Annotated in this window: 18 protein-coding genes; 4 read left to right on the top strand and 14 right to left on the bottom strand. The window is 56.3% G+C overall.

Annotated features, from left to right (window positions below; all coding sequences use genetic code 11):
• Nucleotides 1-70: 70 nt before the first annotated feature.
• The 3 genes from brnQ to phoB all read right to left on the bottom strand — a co-directional run bounded on the left by brnQ (nt 71) and on the right by phoB (nt 3806).
• Nucleotides 71-1390, bottom strand: a complete 1320-nt coding sequence (brnQ, locus tag EKN83_RS04595) for a branched-chain amino acid transporter carrier protein BrnQ (protein ID WP_025756208.1) — start codon at nt 1388-1390, stop codon at nt 71-73.
• A gap of 409 nt (nt 1391-1799) precedes the next feature.
• Nucleotides 1800-3095 carry a phosphate regulon sensor histidine kinase PhoR gene (phoR, locus tag EKN83_RS04590; protein ID WP_126800424.1) on the bottom strand — a complete coding sequence of 432 codons (1296 nt, stop codon included), beginning with the start codon at nt 3093-3095 and terminating at the stop codon, nt 1800-1802.
• Nucleotides 3096-3116: 21 nt separating this feature from the next.
• Nucleotides 3117-3806, bottom strand: a complete 690-nt coding sequence (phoB, locus tag EKN83_RS04585; protein WP_008503265.1) for a phosphate response regulator transcription factor PhoB — start codon at nt 3804-3806, stop codon at nt 3117-3119.
• 187 nt (nt 3807-3993) lie between these two features.
• Between phoB and sbcD the strand changes: the two genes are divergently transcribed.
• Complete coding sequence (gene sbcD, locus EKN83_RS04580) at nt 3994-5199, top strand: exonuclease subunit SbcD (protein WP_126800423.1); 1206 nt, start codon at nt 3994-3996, stop codon at nt 5197-5199.
• Complete coding sequence (gene sbcC / locus EKN83_RS04575; protein WP_126800422.1) at nt 5196-8327, top strand: exonuclease subunit SbcC; 3132 nt, start codon at nt 5196-5198, stop codon at nt 8325-8327. The genes sbcD and sbcC overlap by 4 nt, the downstream gene beginning before the upstream one ends.
• A 98-nt stretch (nt 8328-8425) precedes the next feature.
• Here the strand turns inward: sbcC and mak are convergent, their stop codons facing one another.
• Nucleotides 8426-9331: a fructokinase gene (gene mak, locus EKN83_RS04570; RefSeq protein WP_032672414.1), complete on the bottom strand. Its 906-nt coding sequence runs from the start codon at nt 9329-9331 to the stop codon at nt 8426-8428.
• A gap of 123 nt (nt 9332-9454) precedes the next feature.
• Here mak and rdgC point away from each other — a divergent pair, with 123 nt between their 5' ends.
• Complete coding sequence (gene rdgC, locus EKN83_RS04565; protein WP_025756213.1) at nt 9455-10369, top strand: recombination-associated protein RdgC; 915 nt, start codon at nt 9455-9457, stop codon at nt 10367-10369.
• Nucleotides 10370-10409: 40 nt separating this feature from the next.
• Here the strand turns inward: rdgC and ppnP are convergent, their stop codons facing one another.
• The 5 genes from ppnP to EKN83_RS04540 form a co-directional block, all read right to left on the bottom strand.
• Nucleotides 10410-10697 carry a pyrimidine/purine nucleoside phosphorylase gene (gene ppnP, locus EKN83_RS04560; protein ID WP_025756214.1) on the bottom strand — a complete coding sequence of 96 codons (288 nt, stop codon included), beginning with the start codon at nt 10695-10697 and terminating at the stop codon, nt 10410-10412.
• A gap of 70 nt (nt 10698-10767) precedes the next feature.
• The gene (locus tag EKN83_RS04555) at nt 10768-11445 is read right to left on the bottom strand and encodes an AroM family protein (protein ID WP_008503271.1); all 678 of its coding nucleotides are present in this window, start codon (nt 11443-11445) and stop codon (nt 10768-10770) included.
• A 237-nt stretch (nt 11446-11682) separates the two neighbouring features.
• Nucleotides 11683-11874 (bottom strand): protein YaiA, encoded by a 192-nt coding sequence (yaiA, locus tag EKN83_RS04550; RefSeq protein WP_008503272.1) that lies wholly within the window; start codon nt 11872-11874, stop codon nt 11683-11685.
• Nucleotides 11875-11918: 44 nt separating this feature from the next.
• Nucleotides 11919-12443, bottom strand: a complete 525-nt coding sequence (aroL, locus tag EKN83_RS04545) for a shikimate kinase AroL (protein WP_126800421.1) — start codon at nt 12441-12443, stop codon at nt 11919-11921.
• Between the two features lie 144 nt (nt 12444-12587).
• A complete protein-coding gene (locus tag EKN83_RS04540; protein ID WP_045285205.1) occupies nt 12588-13046 on the bottom strand; it encodes a YaiI/YqxD family protein in 459 nt (152 codons plus the stop codon).
• Nucleotides 13047-13143: 97 nt separating this feature from the next.
• Here EKN83_RS04540 and proC point away from each other — a divergent pair, with 97 nt between their 5' ends.
• A complete protein-coding gene (gene proC / locus EKN83_RS04535; RefSeq protein WP_025756217.1) occupies nt 13144-13953 on the top strand; it encodes a pyrroline-5-carboxylate reductase in 810 nt (269 codons plus the stop codon).
• A gap of 16 nt (nt 13954-13969) precedes the next feature.
• Here proC and adrA read toward each other — a convergent pair whose 3' ends face one another.
• The 5 genes from adrA to EKN83_RS04510 all read right to left on the bottom strand — a co-directional run bounded on the left by adrA (nt 13970) and on the right by EKN83_RS04510 (nt 18730).
• A complete protein-coding gene (gene adrA, locus EKN83_RS04530) occupies nt 13970-15073 on the bottom strand; it encodes a diguanylate cyclase AdrA (protein ID WP_104556247.1) in 1104 nt (367 codons plus the stop codon).
• Nucleotides 15074-15175: 102 nt separating this feature from the next.
• On the bottom strand, nt 15176-15496 hold the full coding sequence (gene psiF, locus EKN83_RS04525; RefSeq protein WP_025756219.1) for a phosphate starvation-inducible protein PsiF: 321 nt from the start codon (nt 15494-15496) through the stop codon (nt 15176-15178).
• A gap of 89 nt (nt 15497-15585) precedes the next feature.
• A complete protein-coding gene (gene phoA, locus EKN83_RS04520) occupies nt 15586-17001 on the bottom strand; it encodes an alkaline phosphatase (RefSeq protein WP_045285203.1) in 1416 nt (471 codons plus the stop codon).
• 99 nt (nt 17002-17100) lie between these two features.
• Nucleotides 17101-17361: an anti-adapter protein IraP gene (gene iraP, locus EKN83_RS04515; protein ID WP_045285202.1), complete on the bottom strand. Its 261-nt coding sequence runs from the start codon at nt 17359-17361 to the stop codon at nt 17101-17103.
• A 154-nt stretch (nt 17362-17515) separates the two neighbouring features.
• Nucleotides 17516-18730, bottom strand: a complete 1215-nt coding sequence (locus tag EKN83_RS04510) for a multidrug efflux MFS transporter (protein ID WP_025756222.1) — start codon at nt 18728-18730, stop codon at nt 17516-17518.
• Between the last annotated feature and the right edge of the window lie 64 nt (nt 18731-18794).

The raw sequence follows: 18794 nt of genomic DNA, 5'->3' as shown, positions 1-18794 counted from the left end.
CCATTCAACACGAAAAAACAAAAAACCACGGGGCCTTAAGCCCCGTGGTTAAACAGTTTGTTGCCGTTGATTAATGGGCGTTTGATGTCACCTGACGCCCTGCAGCACGGTCCCAGATAATCGCCAGCACCAGTGCAACAACGGTAGGCATCAGCCAGGCCAGGCCCTGCTCGGACAGCGGCAGACGCTGTGTCCAGGCTGGCAGTATTTGCGCAAATGCTGATGCTTTAATCCCGTCAAGGATACCAAAAATCAGGCTGATAAACATGGCTGGCGCAATAATTCGTGAGGAGTTATTCCACCACGGGCGAGTAAAGCTCAGCACCACCAGCACGATACACGGCGGGTAAATCGCTGTCAGCACCGGAATCGAGACCTGAATCAGGTGGCTCAGACCGAGGTTAGACACCGCCATGGAGAAAATACCGAGGATAAACACCAGAGTGCGGTAAGAGAGCGGCAGATACTGCGCGAAGAACTCTGCACAGGCGCAGGTCAGGCCAACCGCGGTCACCAGACACGCCAGGAAGATCAGCGCCGCCAGCAGCATACTGCCCGCGCCACCGAAGGTGTGCTGGACGTAAGCGTGCAGGATAGCCGCACCGTTCGCGTTCTGATCCACCAGCATGGCGCTGTCGGAGCCCAGACGGAACAGCGCCAGATAGAGCAGCGTCAGACCCACGCCGGCCATCAGGCCAGCCCAGATGGTATAGCGGGTCAGCAGGCGCGCTTCGGTCACACCGCGGGAACGTGCGGCGTTAACGATAACGATACCAAACACCATCGCCCCCAGCGTATCCATCGTCAGATAGCCGTTCACAAAGCCGTTAGAGAACGCGGCGTTTTTGTAGGCGTCCATCGCGTCGCTGATCGGGCCTGCAGGCCAGACAACAGCCGCTACCGCCAGGACAATCAGTGCCACAATTTTCAGCGGTGCAAGGAAGTTACCTACGGTATCCAGCAGCTTGCCCGGATAGAGGGAAACCAGAATCACAATCGCGAAGTAAATCAGGCTGTAGATAAACAGCGGCATCGCGCCGTCACCGGTCAGGGGAGCAATCCCCACTTCGAAGGAAACGGTCGCCGTACGCGGGGTCGCAAACAGCGGGCCAACAGCCAGATAGCAGACGGTTGCCAGCAGAACACCCGCCACTTTGCCAATCGGGGTGCTGAGGCTATCCACACCGCCACCGACTTTCGCCAGCGCGATGACGGTCAGCACCGGCAGACCCACGGCAGTAATCAGGAAACCAAACGCGGCCGTCCAGACGTGTTCACCCGCCTGTAAGCCAACCATGGGAGGAAAAATGATGTTGCCTGCGCCAACGAACAGCGCAAATGTCATAAAGCCCAGCGCGATGATGTCACGCGATTTTAAGTGATGGGTCATAAAACCTTACTGCCTGTGGATGTGGTGTTGAAAACATTGAGATTTTCGTTTTCCCTGACGGGACGATACAGCCGAAAAATTGCTCAATTTCAGCGGGAAATGCTCCCGTCCTGGCGTGGAGAAGAATAGTTTTTCGATTTACCACGCAAATACAGTCGGTCTGACAGTATCTGGGGCGCAATTTAAACGCTTATAACGTTTAAAGGCAAGGAGGGATCGCAAAACCAGAACAATATGCCAGCATGAAAATACTGACCAGAATAATTCGCTAATTTCATGAAAAAGCCATGGCTAATCATGCGAACAAAAAACCACCAACCGTATAAAATTCATTCGCGTTTCGCCTGACTGCAAAGCAAACGGGCCAGCAGAGGCTGACCCGTGGAAAGGTAAAATGACATACCGGCTGTCAGGCGATCTTTTTGGCAATTAATCGTTCCGGGATCACGAAGCTGAAGCGGGTTCCTTTACCCAGCGTACTCTCGATATCGAGACGGCTTTCGTGGTGATTCACCGCATGTTTAACAATTGCCAGCCCCAGGCCGCTTCCTCCGGTCTGCCGTGAACGCGCTTTATCCACGCGGTAGAAGCGCTCGGTGAGACGCGGAATATGCTCCGGCGCGATACCCGGCCCGTTGTCCTCCACGCTAAATTCGGCTCCCGTCGGGGTATGGTGCCAGCGCACCACGATCTCCGTCCCTTCCGGCGTATGATTCACCGCGTTATACACCAGGTTAGAAATGGCACTTCGCAGTTCATCTTCACTGCCCAGCACCTTTAGCGTGTTGTCGACCTCAAAGGTCAGGTGATGCCTGTTGTGGCTTAAGGTTTGCGCTTCACCCTCCACGACCCGCAGCATCATTGGCACATCGATAGTGTCATTCAGCGCAAGCGTTGGCGCGGCTTCAATCTTCGAGAGCGTCAGCAACTGCTTCACCAGGCCTTCCATCCGGTGCGTTTGCTCGCGCATGGTGTGCAGCGCTTTCTCGCGCGGCGCACCTTCAAGCGTTTGCTCCTGCATCATCTCCAGGTAGCCCTGAAGCACGGTCAGCGGAGTCCGCAGTTCGTGGCTGACGTTTGCAAAGAAGTTGCGACGCGCCCCCTCCAGCTGGTGCATCTGGGTGACATCGCGCGCCACCATCAGCCATTGCTTATCGCTGTAGGGCATCACGCGGATTTCCAGATGGCGACCGTTATTGAGCTTCAGATTGTGCGGTCGGGTAAAATCACGCTTTTTAAGGTACAGCGTGAACTCGGGATAGCGCAGAAGGTTGAGGATATTCTGGCCATTATCATCCGGCCAGCGCAGGCCCAGCAGCTGTTGCGCCAGACCATTACACCAGAAGATGGTCCCTTCTTCGGTGGTCAGGATGACCGCATCCGGCAGCGATTCCGCACCGCTGCGAAAACGCTTAATCAGGCTTCCCAGCTCGCGGCGGCGCTTTTTATTACGCATCTGCATCTGATGCAGACCGTACAGCAGCGGCTCCCAGCTGCCGCTTCCCGGCGGCGGCGTCATACTGCGGTCAACCCACAGCCACCAGGAGAGGCGCAGCAGGTTCCAGAAATGCCAGATCAGCAGCCCGGTGACCGACGCCAGCAGAAACCACGGCAGGTGTCCAAGAAAGGCCCCCAGAATGAAGGCCGGAATACAACATAAGATCAGTTCAAAGACGAGCCTTTTCCATGACAGACGTTCCAGCACGCGTCACACTCCTGTCATTGTTCAGAAACGGGTAGAAAAACGATAACCCGTGCCGCGGACCGTCTGCACCATGCGATCGTGGCCGCTCAGTTCCAGCGCTTTTCGCAGGCGGCGGATATGTACGTCAACCGTCCGGTCTTCGACATACACGTTAGTTCCCCAGACGTTATTCAGCAACTGCTCGCGGCTGTAAACGCGTTCCGGGTGAGTCATAAAGAAGTGCAGGAGTTTAAATTCGGTAGGCCCCATGTCCAGGGGATTTTCACCGGTCATTACGCGGTGTGAGGTGGGGTCAAGGCTCAGTCCCTGCATCTCGATCACCTCTTCCACCGCCATCGGTGAAATGCGGCGCATCACGGCTTTAATGCGGGCCACCAGCTCTTTCGGTGAAAACGGTTTGGTAATGTAGTCGTCCGCGCCGGTCTCCAGACCGCGCACGCGATCCTCTTCTTCACCGCGCGCCGTCAGCATCACCACCGGGATGTCGCGGGTCAGCGCTTCACGCTTCAGGTGCTTGATAAACTGCAGTCCGGAACCGCCGGGCAGCATCCAGTCCAGCAGAATCAGATCGGGCCAGGGTTCATTCAGCTGGTTCACTGCGCTGTCATAATCTTCCGCTTCAACCGGCTGGAAGCCATTTTGCTCGAGCACGAAGCACACCATTTCACGAATTGGAGCTTCATCTTCTACGACCAGAATACGTCTCGCCATACTTTGCCCTGTCTTATCTTATGTACGTTACAAGTTTGTAATTCGGCGCCATTATGCGTCAGATTTATGACAGATTTATGAAAAACAGTACCACGACAATAGCCAAACTGTTGTTTTATTACAGCGGTTATTTTCCCTTCCCTGAAGGTTTATAATCCTGCTTTCTCTTTTTCGCCACGGATCAGCTATGCGCATACTTCACACCTCGGACTGGCATCTGGGTCAAAATTTTTACAGCAAAAGCCGTGCGGCTGAACATGACGCGTTCCTGAACTGGTTGCTGGAAATGGCCCAGGCGCATGAGGTGGACGCGATTATTGTGGCGGGTGACATCTTTGATACCGGTTCTCCTCCCAGCTATGCGCGAGAACTGTATAACCGCTTCGTGGTGAATTTGCAGCAAACCGGCTGTCATCTGGTGATTGTCGCCGGTAACCATGATTCCGTCGCAACGCTCAACGAATCCCGCGACATCCTGGCCTTTCTTAATACCACCGTCGTCGCCAGCGCCGGGCACGCCCCGCAGATCCTGAAAAAACGGGACGGTACACCAGGGGCGGTACTGTGCCCTGTCCCGTTTTTACGTCCCCGCGATATCGTGCAAAGCCAGGCAGGGCTGTCAGGCGCACAAAAACAGCAACATCTTTTACAGGCCATCACCGAGTATTATCACCAGCAGTACGCCGAAGCCTGCGCCCTGCGCGGCGAACAGCCGATTCCGGTGATTGCGACCGGGCATCTCACCACCGTCGGGGCCAGTAAAAGTGACGCCGTTCGTGACATCTATATCGGCACGCTGGACGCCTTTCCGGCGCAAAACTTCCCACCAGCGGACTACATTGCGCTTGGGCATATCCACCGCGCGCAGGTTATCGGCGGCTGCGAACACATTCGCTACTGCGGCTCCCCCCTTTCACTCAGCTTCGATGAAACGGGTAAAGCCAAATCCGTGCATCTGGTGAGCTTCTGCGACGGAAAACTCAGCGCCGTCGAGACGCTGGACGTTCCGGTCACTCAGCCACTGGCGGTGCTGAAAGGCGATCTCGACGCCATTACCGCACAGCTGGAGCAGTGGCGCGATGTCGAGCAGGATCCCCCCATCTGGCTGGACATCGAAATCACCACCGATGACTACCTGCATGATATGCAGCGAAAAATCCAGGCGCTGACTGAAGATCTGCCGGTTGAAGTCTTACTGGTGCGCCGCAGCCGCGAGCAGCGCGAGAAAATTCTGCTCAGCGCCCGGCGTGAAACCCTCAGCGAGCTGAAGGTAGAAGAGGTGTTCGAACGCAGGCTTTTGCAGGAGGAGATAGACGACGCGAAGCGCGCAAGGCTCAGCGAGTTGTTCTCCCATACCCTGCATGCGCTCAATGATGAGGATGAAAACGCATGAAAATTCTGAGCCTGCGCCTGAAAAATCTCAACTCCCTCAAGGGCGAGTGGAAAATTGACTTTACCGCTGAGCCCTTTGCCAGCAACGGACTGTTTGCCATTACCGGTGCGACCGGGGCAGGCAAAACCACTCTGCTCGACGCCATCTGCCTGGCGCTTTATCACGAAACCCCACGTCTGAGTAAGGTTTCTCAGGCGCAAAATGATCTGATGACGCGCGACACCGCCGAGTGTCTGGCCGAGGTTGAGTTTGAGGTAAAAGGGACGGCCTATCGCGCGTTCTGGAGCCAGAACCGGGCGCGCAATCAGCCTGACGGCAACCTGCAGGCGCCGCGTGTGGAGCTGGCGCGCTGCGAAGATGGCAAAATCCTGGCCGACAAAGTGACGGATAAGCTGGAGCAAACTGCCGCCCTCACCGGGCTGGATTATGGCCGTTTTACCCGCTCAATGCTGCTCTCTCAGGGACAATTTGCCGCCTTCCTCAATGCCAAACCGGGCGATCGGGCTGAACTGCTGGAAGAGCTGACCGGCACCGAGATTTACGGCCAGATCTCCGCCATGGTCTTTGAGAAACATAAATCCGCTCGCAGTAGGCTTGAAAAGTGTGAAGCGCAGGCGGCGGGCGTCGTGCTGCTGAGCGAAGAGCAACAGCAGCAGTTACAGCAAAGTTTGCAGGCACTTACTGACGAAGAGAAAACCCTGCTGGTACAGCAGCAAAGCCAGCAGAAAGATTTTCAGTGGCTTACGCGCCATGATGAACTGGTGCGCGAGCAGCAGCGTGTCACCGAGATGCAGCAGCAGGCGCAACAGGCGCTGACGGACGCTGCGCCTGAACTGGCCAAACTCCAGCTTGCTCAGCCAGCCGCTCAGCTCCGCCCGCTTTGGGAACATCTGCAGGAGCAAACCGTGCGTCTGACGCAAACCCGGCAGCGAATTATCGAAGTAAATACTCGCTTACAATCCAGAACCGCGCTGCGTGCGCGGATCCGCAATACCGCTCTGCGTAATCACGCGCAGCTTCAGACCGAACTGACCGCACTGGCGCAGTGGCTGGCGGAGCACGAACGCTATCGCCTGTTGGGCCAGGAAATTGCCGGCTGGCGCGCGCAATTCAGCCAGCTGACCCGCGATAAAACGCACATCGCCACCCTTGCCGCACGAATGGCTGAGCTACGCCAGAAGCTGGCAGAGATGCCGGAAAATACCCTGACGCTGACCGCCGATGAGGTGAGCGCCGCCATGGAGCAACAGTCCCGGACGCGCCCGCTGCGCCAGCGGCTAACGTCGCTTCATGCGCGCTATCAGCCACTGCAAAAACGTCTGCTTCAGAATGCGCAAATCCTGCAAAAAGCCCAGGCGGAACAGGCGAAGCTCACTGAAACGCTGACGCTGCGCCGCCAGCAGTACAAAGAGAAAAACCAGCACTATCTCGATTTGAAAGCCCTGTGCGAAACCGAAGCGACAATTAAGAAGCTGGAGCATTACCGTTCTCAACTTGAGGCAGGCAAACCCTGTCCGCTGTGCGGCTCCAGCGAGCATCCTGCCGTGGAGACATACCGCTCGCTTGAACTGACGGATAATCAACGCCGCCGTGATGCCCTGGAAAAAGAGGTCGCCTCGCTTAAAGAGGAAGGCCTGCTGGTGCTGGGACAGGTCAACGCTCTCACTCAGCAGATCCAGCGTGAGACAGACGACGCGCAGACGCTGTCGCAGGAAGAGCAAGCGCTCGCTAAAGAGTGGCAGGAAACCTGCGCGTCCCTGAATGTCGCGTTAACGATTCAGGACGATATCGCGCCATGGATGAATGAGCAGGAACACTACGAGCGCCAGCTTTATCAGCTCAGTCAGCGTCTGACCCTGCAAAACCAGCTGCATGAACAGGAGGCACAGGAGCGGCAGTATCAGCAGCAGCTGGTCGCCGCGCGACAGGCGCTGGAGCACACCCTGTTCTCATTATCACTTAACGTCCCGGAAGAGGGAGATGAAGCCGCCTGGCTGCAGGCCCGTGAGGCTGAATTCGCTCAGTGGCAGGAGAGGCAAACGCAGCAGGGTGTGCTTCAGGAACGAATGAACGCTCTGCAGCCGCTGCTCGACGCGCTGCCGGTAAGCCCTGGTGAAGACACTGAAGCGACTATTCCGGATGACTGGCGCGCCATCCACGACGAGTGCGTGTCGCTGCAAAGCCAGCTTAGTGCACAGCAGCAGCAGGAAGCGCTGGAGCAAGCGCGCCTGCAGCAGTCGCAGACGCAATTCAGCGCGGCGCTCTCCGCAAGCTGTTTTGCCGACCAGGATGCGTTTCTTGCTGCGCTGCTGGACGAAGCCACGCTTCGTCACCTCGAACAGCTGAAACAGACGCTGGAAAACCAGATCCAGCAGGCCGCGGCGCTGTGCGGACAAGCTAACCAGCAGCTGCAGTCTCATCTGGTGCTGCGGCCGGAAGGGCTCGACGCCGACGCGCCGACGCTGCAAACCCAGCTGCAGCAGCTGGCGCAACAGCTTCGGGAGAACACCACCCATCAGGGCGAGATCCGCCAACAGCTTAAGCAGGACAGCGACAACCGGCAGCATCAGCTGGCATTGATGCAGCAAATTGAAGAGGCTGCGCGTCTGGCAGACGACTGGGGATATCTCAACGCGCTTATCGGCTCCAGCACCGGCGACAAATTCCGTAAGTTTGCGCAGGGGCTGACGCTGGACAATCTGGTCTGGCTCGCCAACCAGCAGCTTAACCGCCTGCACGGGCGCTACCTGCTGCAGCGTAAGGCCAGCGACGCGCTGGAGCTGGAAGTGGTCGACACCTGGCAGGCGGATGCGGTGCGCGATACCCGTACCCTCTCCGGCGGCGAGAGCTTCCTGGTCAGTCTGGCGCTGGCGCTGGCGCTTTCCGATCTGGTGAGTCACAAAACACGGATCGATTCGCTGTTCCTGGATGAAGGGTTTGGCACGCTCGACAGCGAAACGCTGGATACCGCGCTGGATGCGCTTGATGCGCTGAACGCCACCGGGAAAACCATCGGCGTGATCAGCCACGTTGAGGCGATGAAAGAACGTATTCCGGTGCAGATCAAGGTGAAGAAGATTAACGGGCTGGGGTATAGCAGGCTGGATAAAGTGTTTGCGGTGGAATAAATGGTGGGATGGTGCGGTCTGGTGCCCTCACCCTGGCCCTCTCCCACAGGGAGAGGGTACAAACATTAAAAACGGCAACTTGCGTTGCCGTTTTGCGTTCATTCCGGCCACAGCCACGCCGCGCCGCGCACGCCGCTGGAGTCACCGTGGACAGCTTTGCGGATAGGGGTTTCACACTCGCCACCAAAGACCCACTGCTTCACCAGCGTCGGTACCGTGGCATACAGCCGGTCGACGTTGCTCATGCCGCCGCCCAGCACAATCACGTCCGGATCGAGAATATTCACCACATGCGCCAGAGATTTCGCCAGACGCATTTCGTAGCGGCTCAGGGCCAGTTCTGCCACCGGATCCTGCTCCTCGACCAGACGCATGATCTCGTTGCCCTTGAGCGGCTGACCGCTCAGACGATGGTAATCGGTCGCAAAACCGGTGCCGGAGATAAACGTCTCAATACAGCCCTGTTTTCCGCAGTAGCACGGGACTTCAGTGCGGTATTTGAGTTCGTCTTCATCCATCCACGGTAACGGGTTATGCCCCCATTCGCCCGCGGTGCCGTTACCGCCGATATGGGCGCGACCGCCAAAGGCCACGCCCGCGCCGCAGCCGGTACCAATAATGACGGCAAACACGGTCTGGGCGCCGGCTGCCGCGCCGTCGATGGCCTCAGAGACCGCCAGACAGTTAGCGTCGTTAGCCAGACGCACTTCACGGTTGAGGCGCGCGCTTAAATCTTTATCAAATGGCTGGCCGTTGAGCCAGGTCGAGTTGGCGTTTTTAACCACCCCGGTATACGGTGAGATCGACCCTGGGATCCCCATCCCGACGCTGCCGGTTTGCCCTGTCGCCTGCTCTGCCATCCCGACCAGCGTGGCAATCGTCTCGATAGTCTGGTGATAATCATCGCGCGGCGTCGGCAAACGGTGGCGGAACAGCTGCTCGCCCTGCTCGCTCAGCGCGATGACTTCGGTTTTGGTGCCGCCCAAATCAATCCCAATACGCACAAGACTCTCCTCATTATTTTGATTATCAACAGAGTAGAAGCACGCTTCCCGATTAGCAATGCAAGCGATGCGACAATTCGTTATCATGCCCGCTGATTTAACGACAAGGCCGTGGAAATTATCATGCTGTGGTTCAAAAATTTGATGGTTTACCGTCTCAGCCGCGACGTTTCGCTGCGTGCAGAAGAGATGGAAAAACAGTTAGCCGCTTATACCTTTTCCCCTTGCGGTAGCCAGGATATGGCAAAAACCGGCTGGGTTCCGCCAATGGGTTCACAGAGCGATGCATTGACCCACGCCAGCAGCACGGGTCAAATCATCGTCTGCGCCCGTAAAGAAGAGAAAATTCTGCCCACGCCGGTGGTGAAGCAGGCGCTCGAAGCGAAAATTTTCAAGCTGGAAGCCGAGCAGGGCCGCAAGCTGAAAAAAACCGAAAAAGATTCGCTGAAAGACGAAGTTCTGCACTCACTGCTGCCGCGCGCCTTCAGCCGCTTCAGCCAGACCATGATGTGGATCGATACCGTTAACGGGCTGATCATGGTGGACTGCGCCAGCGCGAAAAAAGCGGAAGATACGCTGGCCCTGCTGCGTAAAAGTATCGGCTCTTTACCGGTCGTTCCGCTGGCGCTGGAGACGCCAATTGAGCTAACGTTGACCGAATGGGTACGCAGCGGTGCGGCGGCGCAGGGATTCCAGATCCTTGATGAAGCCGAGCTGAAAGCTCTGCTGGAAGATGGCGGCGTGATCCGTGCGAAAAAGCAGGATCTGGTGAGCGACGAGATCGCCGTACATATCGAAGCGGGCAAAGTGGTGACAAAACTGGCGCTCGACTGGCAGCAGCGTATTCAGTTTGTGATGTGCGACGATGGTTCCATCAAGCGTCTGAAGTTCTGCGATGAGTTGCGCGATCAGAACGAAGATATCGACAGGGAAGATTACGCCCAGCGCTTTGACGCGGACTTCATCCTGATGACCGGCGAGCTGGCCGCGTTGATTCAGAATCTGGTGGAAGGCCTCGGCGGCGAAGCGCAGAGATAATTCCATCTAACCCTCTCCCCATGGGGGAGAGGGGATAAAATCATTTCAGGTAGCGGCACAAATAAGAGGTCGGTTCAGCGACCTGCAGATGAAACTCACTGTGACCAGGCACGTTGAAAGCCTGTCCGGCAGCGTAAACTTTCCATTCCGTTTCACCCGGCAGTAAGACGTTCAGCGCCCCGCTGACCACCGTCATCTCTTCCGCTTCCGCCGTGCCGAAGGTGTACTCCCCTTCGGCCATCACGCCAACACTGGCGCGGCCAGTACTGCTGCTGGTAAAACCAATGGATTTCACTTTACCGGAAAAGTATTCGTTACTCTGAAGCATGAACTGGCCCTTATATTTTAGACAAAAATTCACTATAGGGGCCATGCTCATCACCTGTCACGCAAAATCATTACATCAAAAGCTCCGAGGCCAGGCGAGCCATCAGAACGTTGGATAACAGCACGGGCACATCCAGCGCTTTTTGCAGTAAATCACGGTGGTGCTGGTGGAAACCCAGGCAATCCAGGATCAAGACATCGGCCCCTCTCTCGAGTAACTCCTTCCCGGCGGCAATGAGTTTGGCCTCACTGTCCCAGAACGGATTGGCCAGTGCATATAAGGGCACTTTTTCAAGTACGTGCCATTTTGCTTCCTGATTGTCCATAAGCTCCTCGATGGGGACAATTACCCCCACCTGATGACCATCAACAATCGAGGCCACCAGCGGCGGTATGATCCGCATCGGCTCCAGCAAAATCGCATTGCGCGCCGTGAGTCCCTTAATGGGTGCGGTACTCATCAGCAAAATCACGTCATAACCCTGATTATCGAGCACTTCTATCACGCCCTGTAGCGATCGCTCGATCTTCTGGCGGGAAACATGCGCCAGTTTACCGTCACTTAATAACGTCGCCAGGGGATCCTCCCCCGCCTCTACAGCGTAGTCTTCCATGACCTCTTCCCGACTCATCTTGCCCAGCAGGCTGAGATGCGTTATCTGTTGTTCAGATACATGCTCGGTTAAGAGCGGTAACACTTCGCTTACAGGGACCACACCAATGGTGAGGATCGCCAACGTTGCCTTCATCTTTATCGCCTTCCATTACTCCAACATCGTGCACACAGGTACAGGCTCACTACGCTGCACAGTTCGTTTTTTCAACAAAACAGCACCAAGCGTAGCAGGTGATCCCGACATCGAAATGTAAAGATCGCCTGCCGATACCGGAGTTACTTGTAATAACTAAATATTAACTCCTGCTTAACTTTCCCGATGAGTAAAAAGTGTGATTCAGGCACGATTCTGGAGCGTTTAGGAAAACGTTCAGGTTATGTCGGGATCTTCGTAGCGCCGTTTCGCATCCAGCGCTTCCTGTTCAGTTTCGTGTTCACTGATCAGCGAGTCCGGTTTGGGGTGATCGGCACGCAGTTGATACCAGGTCACGGTATGACCCGTCTGTCCTTTTTCAACGGTAACAATGCGCGCTTCACGCGGATAGGGAGGTCTGGTTGGCATAGCTCATCCTTCTATTATGTCTGAGCTATAAGTATAGACGCCGCTTAGCTGGCACACGCCAATCGCAGGGCGGTAATAATCTGAATCACAACGTCTTCGGGCGCCGCTGACGCATCCACGATGTGATGAGCCGATTCGCGGTACAGGGCATCGCGTTCGGCCAGCACTTCACTCACCTCTTCGTTGAGCGGTCTGGCGGTCAGCGCCGGGCGTTGCCCCTCTTCCGGAAACGCCTCCAGACGCCCGACCAGGGCCGACACCGGCGCGCTGAGATAGATAACAATCCCCTTTTCGCGCATAAAGCGACGATTACACTCTGCCAGAACAATGCCTCCGCCGGTCGCAATCACCGCTGATGGCGTGGTGACTGCTTTCAGCGCGGCCGTTTCGCGTGCGCGAAAACTCTCCCACCCTTCCTGCTCAACAATGTCAGCGATGGTTTTACCGGCCTCGGTTTGCAGCCAGTGGTCGGTATCCACAAACTGGCGATGACACACGCGTGCCAGCTCCAGACCAACGGTGGTTTTCCCACAGCCGCGGGGGCCAACTAAAAAGATGGGTTGGGTCATAACCAGGTGTTCCCCTTGATGCCGGATGGCTGAAGAGTGTAAAGAAATAATTGCAGAAGATGTTGCGATTACTTTACTGCAAAGCGGTACGGGATGACAACCCTGTGGAGGTCACACTGTACCACAAATTGACAATAATTATCATTACGCAGTACGGCGCTTCACTTCCAGCAGCCATTTATCCAGCTCGGCAGCGAACTGCTGGCGATCGCGCTGGGACAGGCTGTCCGGTCCGCCGGTCTGGACGCCGCTGGCCCGCAGTGTATCCATAAAATCGCGCATCGTGAGCTTTTCCCGAATGGTCGATGGCGAGTAACGTTCACCGCGCGGGTTAAGCGCCGCCGCCCCTTTCTCCAGCACTTCAGCGGCCAGCGGAATATCCGCCGTGATCACCAGATCGTCCGCGCTGCACAGACGCACAATTTCATTGTCCGCCACGTCAAACCCCGCAGGAACCCGCAACGAGCGGATGAACCGCGATGGCGGTACGCGAATATTCTGGTTCGCCACCAGCGTCAGCGGCATCTGAACGCGCTCGGCAGCGCGAAACAAAATCTCTTTAATCACATTCGGACATGCGTCCGCATCAACCCAAATCGCCATATTGTCTCCCCATAATGACTCTGCCGACTATTGTCGCCTGCATTTCGTTGTTAAGCTATCAATCAGAGAAAACAACGCATAATGACGGAGGATCGTGATGGACAAGAAAATCGGGTTTATCGGCTGCGGTAACATGGGCAAAGCCATTCTGGGCGGCCTGATCGCCAGCGGGCAGGTGCTGCCGGGTCAGATTTGGGTCTATACCCCGTCACCGGACAAGGTCGCCGCGCTGCGCGATCAATACGGGATCAACGCCGCCGAAAGCGCGCAGGAAGTGGCCCAGGTCGCCGATATCGTCTTTGGTGCCGTTAAGCCGAACATCATGATCAAAGTGCTGAGCGACATCACCTCCAGCCTGAATAAAGAGACGCTGGTGGTGTCGATTGCCGCTGGCATTACGCTCGATCAGCTGGCGCGCGCGCTGGGCCACGACCGCAAAATCGTCCGCGCGATGCCCAATACCCCTTCACTGGTGAACGCCGGCATGACCTCCGTCACGCCAAACGCCCTGGTGACCTCAGAGGAAGTGGCCGATGTGCTGAACATCTTCCGCTGCTTCGGTGAGGCGGAAGTGATTGCCGAACCAATGATCCACCCGGTGGTCGGCGTGAGTGGTTCTGCCCCTGCGTATGTCTTTATGTTTTTAGAAGCGATGGCCGACGCCGCGGTGCTTGGCGGTATGCCGCGCGCGCAGGCGTATAAGTTCGCCGCCCAGGCCGTCATGGGCTCCGCCAAAATGGTGCTGGAGACCGGCAAACACCCTGGTGAACTGAAAGATATGGTCTGCTCTCCGGGCGGTACCACCATCGAAGCGGTGCGGGTGCTGGAAGAGCGCGGGTTCCGCTCGGCGGTCATTGAAGCGATGGCAAAATGCATGGAAAAATCAGAGAAGCTGAGTAAATCCTGATGACCTCCGCCGGGCGTCAGGCAGCCACTTCGGTGCGGCTGCGCCCGGCATTTTTCGCTCTGTACAACGCGACGTCAGCCGCCTTCAGCCATTCCCGATAATGTCCAAACTGCGGCCCCCAGGGGGCAACGCCTACGCTTATGCGCAGCGCTTCTTTTGGCGCGCACGGTAACGACAGTTTTTCCAGCCGCTCGTGTACCCGGGACATGACGGCGATGGCGCTTTCCGCCGCGGTCTGCGACATAATCACCGCAAACTCATCCCCGCCAAAGCGGCCGATAGCATCCCCTGCCCGCACCGACATCTGCAGCTGGCGCGTAATGGCAATGATCGCCTCATCGCCCACATCGTGCCCCCAGGTGTCGTTGATATTCTTGAAATGGTCGATATCGATCAGCAGTATCGTGGCGGTGCAGTGGTTGCGGCGGCACTGCTCAAATTCATTTCGCAGCAGCATTTCCCAGTGCCGACGATTAAAGACCCCGGTCATGCCGTCGCGGGTACTCATCATTTCCAGCCGCCGTTTATGCTCTGCAAGCCTGACGGCGGTGCGGTGGCTGAGCCAGGCAAACAGCATGGGATAAAGCACAAGTACGGGAAGCGTTAACCCCCACTCCACCGGATCGGGAGTGAAGAAAACTATCCGTCCGGCCAGCGGCAGCGTCACCAGCGCGGAAAGCAGTGTCAGGAAGATCCCCGGAACAAACAAACGACAGCCGCCAGAGCCCATCATATTCATCCCCACCATCATCACCAGCGCGGCGGTGGGCAACGCATTCATCCCCATCAGACCAATCCAGACCCCGGCGATAATGGCATCGATCTTCAGATTGAAGATTTCCTGCTGATGCGGTGAAGCGGCACGGCAGGAAAGCTGCCAGGCGAAATGGGGCCAGACGAAGGACCACCCCACCAGTAACAGCCACCAGCCGCCGGGTAAGAAATGGGTGACCAGCATTCCGGCAATGGGAAAAAACATGACTGCCAGCCCGACAGCGCGCGCCAGCCGAACCCGCCGGGCAAACTGAATGCCGGCTCGGTGAGGGTCATCCTGAGAAAGGGTTAAATTCCACTCTTCCCGAATGCGCTTTTTGTTGTAATACGTTTCATCATTCATCATTTTTGGGAATATTCTGAAACATTTTCCCAAATTATAGAGAGGGGGTCTGCGGGGAAAGTATGAAATTTCGGGTGAGCCGCCGGAGCCGCTCACCCGTTAGAACTACACTTTTTTCTTCAGACAGGCACTCATAAACTTGCTGCGGTCGTCCCCTTTCAGGGACTGCTCGGTTGCCTTCGCATTACACTCGCGCATTTTTTGCTGCTGCGGCGTCAGGCTTTTTTCATCGGGCTTCGAAGCACCGTTTTTGAGGCAGTCGCTCATATAGGTCTTACGGGCATCCCCCTTCAGACTTTGTGACGTCGCCTGTTGATTACAGGTGGTCATACGCTGTTGTTGCGGCGTTAACGTTTTCTCTTCCGCGTTCGCTGATGTGACCAGGAACAGACCAGAAAGCAGAGTGACCAGTAATGTTGTTTTCATTGCACCATCCTTTTGTGAACATTCCCTGTAAGTCTGGTTCGTGACAGGAAAAAAACCACCCGGCAGATGTGATTTCCGCCGGGCTTTTATCATTTAAGACCCAGTGCCGCCTTCATGGTGTAGAACAGATCCGTCTGATCGGTCAGCCCGACCACGTTGGCCGCATGTGGGCCGTAGGCGGCAATGCGCAGCTGGGTGCCCGTGTGCTCCATGGACTCTTCTTCCGAGTTGCCATAGCTCAGCACCATGACAGCACCATCTTTGGTGTTCAGCGCCTGCGTCAGGCCCGGGGCTTTGGTATCCGCCGGAATGATCTGGCTGGCGTGCGCATGGTCCGCGGTGACGATCACCAGGGTGTTACCCTCTTTTTTCGCGAACGCGAGCGCCTTCTGCACCGCTTCGTCCAAATCGACCGTTTCGCCAATCTGGCCGCACGGATTGGCCGCGTGGTCCTGCTTATCGATCGACGCGCCCTCTACCTGCAGGAAGAATCCTTTTTCGCTCTTGCTCAGCAGCGAGATCGCTTTATCGGTCATCGCCGCCAGCGTCGGTACGCTGTCAGTGCGTTTCGGGTTAGGCGTACAGGTCACGGCAGGCTTATCGATATTGCCGTGATAAGAGGCTTTTGGCCCTTCCCAGCGCACGGGCATGTTGCCGTCGGAGAAAAGCCCCAGTAGCGGTTTGTCCTGGTTCGCCTCGGTTATCGCCGCCAGAGAGCGGGCATCGCTCACCAGCTGATAGCCGCGAGCCTGTGCCTGCTCGCGCAGCGTTTTGCCCTGCCACTCGCCCGCCGTCGCGGTCTCCGCGAAGGTTTTCGCGCCGCCGCCAAGGGTGACGTCAGGACGCGCATTCAGCAGCTGTTCCGTAATGGAACCCTTGCCGCCTTTTTCCAGCGCGTTCGTGGGGCATTTTTCGCTGGTCACTGACGGGCCATAGCATTTACGGGAGGTGACGTGGGCCACCAGCGCCGCCGGGGTTGCGTCCTGAAGCTCAGCGGTGGAGACGTTGCCGGTTGCCAGCCCTGCTGCTTTTGCCATCTCCAGAATCGTTTGATGATCTTTTTCGTGAATATCGACACCCAGCGCACCATTATAGGTTTTCACGCCCGTGGACCACGCCGTGGCCGAGGCCGCCGAATCGGTTACGTAATCCGGTTTACCGGTTTTTTTATCCAGCGAATAATGGGTATATTGTCCGGTCAGGGGTAATGCATCGATACCTTTAAAAAAGCCGCCCGCACCTTCAGCATAATTTCGCGCCGCCGTGATTTCGGAATCACCCATTCCATCGCCGATAAGCAGAATAATATTTTTCGCGGGTTTTTCATTAAGCGAAGCACGAATAGCGGCGGTTTGATCTTCCGACAATCGGCGCGCGCCGCCAGGCTGGGTGATATCCCCTTTTGCTGCACGATTATCCAGCACGCGGGTCTGGTGGGTGTCAGCATAAATGGCAGGGGTAAATAACAGGGGAAGTAATGCAATGAAAAGTGCGCTCTGTTTCAATTTATTTTCTCCATGTACAAATACATAAAAATAAAAACAGAGCGACTATAGGCATCCTGCATGACAATTCTATGACACGTCGTTACGTCCTGTGACGGTTTAGCTGCGCGGATGCCTTAACAGCTTCTTTACGTACTGATGAAGCATCTCTGCATCCTCAACCGGCACCTGCGATTCAGGCCTGACGCTCTCCAGCGCACCTTCCACGCTCTCGATCAACGCCTGTTGCTCGCTTTTCGCCATCTGTCGCAGCAGCGCGGTAACCACAATTTCCAGCGCTTCGACCTGGGCGACCAGCTCTTTTGATTCCTCTTCCTTTTGTGCAAGCTTGACCAGCAATTCCGCAATCAGATTTTTCATCGTGCTATTTCCTTATCAGTTTTGTCTGAAGTTAGCATTCTGAATCGGTTATGCAAAGAGAAGATATTTATTATGGTATGCAAAAGTGATGTGGGCATAAAAATAAATGCCCATCACGACCAGCGAAACGTTTTTCTATTAAAAAGCGATACGGTTATCTCGCCGATTTCGCCTCCGCCATTTGTCTGCGGCGGCGCAGCGCAATTGCCAGCTGGATAATATTGATTAACACCACCATCGCCGTGGCAGCAAATACCCAACGAAAACCCGCCATTGCCGAAACGGATGCGCCAATAAGCGGACCGGCAACATTCCCCAGATACATAAATGACTGGTTATATCCAAAAATACGCCCGGTCACCTGGTCGCTGGAATATTTGACCAGCAAGGTCTGTACCGCAGGCAACATGGCACCATCGGCAAAGCCGAGCAGAAAACGCAGGACGCCCAGCTGCAGCGGAGAGGTGACAAACGACATGGCGAAAAAGAGCACCACCGCAAAGCAAAGCGTCGCCATCAGAATGCGCGCGGTGCCGATCCGGTCACCCAGTTTTCCAAGACGCGGCGCGGAAATCAGCGCCGATACCCCCGGCACGGCGGCAATCATCCCGCTGAGAAACGCAATATTGTTGCTGTCTGGCTCCATCGATTTAATAAACAGCGCCAGAATCGGCCCCACCGAACCGTTACAGAGCTGGATAACCATGGTGGTCACAAACAGGCTGATCATCAACCCCGGATAAGGCAGCGAGGCGAACACGGCCTTACCGCTCAGGCGTTCAGACTTGCTGATAACCGGGCGGCCACCCTCTTTGATAAGAAAGAGCGTCACCAGAAAACTGATCACCAGCAGAACCGCAGTGATGATAAATACCGCGCGCAGCCCGACATGGTCCGCCAGAAAGCCTCCCAGCAGCGGGCCACCGATAACGCCGCTTATCTGCGCTGTGGAGAGCGTACTCAGCGCCCAGCCGCTCCGCTCACGCGGTACCTGAGAGGCGACCAGCGCCATGGCATTGGGAATATACCCGGAAGTCAGTCCCATCACCGCCCGCAGGAAGAACAGCTGCCAGACGTTGGTGGCAAAGGCCTGCAGCAGAATGGCGATCGCCATCCCGAGCGACGCGCGCAGCAGCATCAGCTTCCGGCCCTTCCGGTCGGCCAGGCTGCCCCACATCGGCGACACAATCGCGGACACCAGAAACGTGACGCTGAAGGTCAGACCGGACCACATGGAAAGTGCTTCATGCGAGGTCACCCCCAACTGTGAAACGTATAGCGGCAGAAACGGCAAGATCTGGCTGATGGCAAGCCCGGTAAAGAAGCAACCGAACCAGACCGAGATGAGATTAACTTTCCAGGATTCCATAAAGAAACAGTCTTCATTTTTAGGCGAATTCGCCGACAGATTAGCAAGTTACGCGTGTTGACGT

The organism is Enterobacter sp. WCHEn090032 (genome assembly GCF_003986875.1).
Lineage (GTDB): Bacteria > Pseudomonadota > Gammaproteobacteria > Enterobacterales > Enterobacteriaceae > Enterobacter > Enterobacter sichuanensis.
This window is presented reverse-complemented; position numbering and strand designations above follow the sequence as displayed.

Excerpts from the sequence above, each read along its gene's own strand:
- brnQ (WP_025756208.1), bottom strand. The coding sequence starts at position 1,390 with ATGACCCATCACTTAAAATCGCGTGACATCATCGCGCTGGGCTTTATG.
- phoB (WP_008503265.1), bottom strand. The coding sequence starts at position 3,806 with ATGGCGAGACGTATTCTGGTCGTAGAAGATGAAGCTCCAATTCGTGAA.
- sbcD (WP_126800423.1), top strand. The coding sequence starts at position 3,994 with ATGCGCATACTTCACACCTCGGACTGGCATCTGGGTCAAAATTTTTAC.
- sbcC (WP_126800422.1), top strand. The coding sequence starts at position 5,196 with ATGAAAATTCTGAGCCTGCGCCTGAAAAATCTCAACTCCCTCAAGGGC.
- rdgC (WP_025756213.1), top strand. The coding sequence starts at position 9,455 with ATGCTGTGGTTCAAAAATTTGATGGTTTACCGTCTCAGCCGCGACGTT.
- ppnP (WP_025756214.1), bottom strand. The coding sequence starts at position 10,697 with ATGCTTCAGAGTAACGAATACTTTTCCGGTAAAGTGAAATCCATTGGT.
- EKN83_RS04555 (WP_008503271.1), bottom strand. The coding sequence starts at position 11,445 with ATGAAGGCAACGTTGGCGATCCTCACCATTGGTGTGGTCCCTGTAAGC.
- yaiA (WP_008503272.1), bottom strand. The coding sequence starts at position 11,874 with ATGCCAACCAGACCTCCCTATCCGCGTGAAGCGCGCATTGTTACCGTT.
- aroL (WP_126800421.1), bottom strand. The coding sequence starts at position 12,443 with ATGACCCAACCCATCTTTTTAGTTGGCCCCCGCGGCTGTGGGAAAACC.
- EKN83_RS04540 (WP_045285205.1), bottom strand. The coding sequence starts at position 13,046 with ATGGCGATTTGGGTTGATGCGGACGCATGTCCGAATGTGATTAAAGAG.
- proC (WP_025756217.1), top strand. The coding sequence starts at position 13,144 with ATGGACAAGAAAATCGGGTTTATCGGCTGCGGTAACATGGGCAAAGCC.
- adrA (WP_104556247.1), bottom strand. The coding sequence starts at position 15,073 with ATGATGAATGATGAAACGTATTACAACAAAAAGCGCATTCGGGAAGAG.
- psiF (WP_025756219.1), bottom strand. The coding sequence starts at position 15,496 with ATGAAAACAACATTACTGGTCACTCTGCTTTCTGGTCTGTTCCTGGTC.
- iraP (WP_045285202.1), bottom strand. The coding sequence starts at position 17,361 with ATGAAAAATCTGATTGCGGAATTGCTGGTCAAGCTTGCACAAAAGGAA.
- EKN83_RS04510 (WP_025756222.1), bottom strand. The coding sequence starts at position 18,730 with ATGGAATCCTGGAAAGTTAATCTCATCTCGGTCTGGTTCGGTTGCTTC.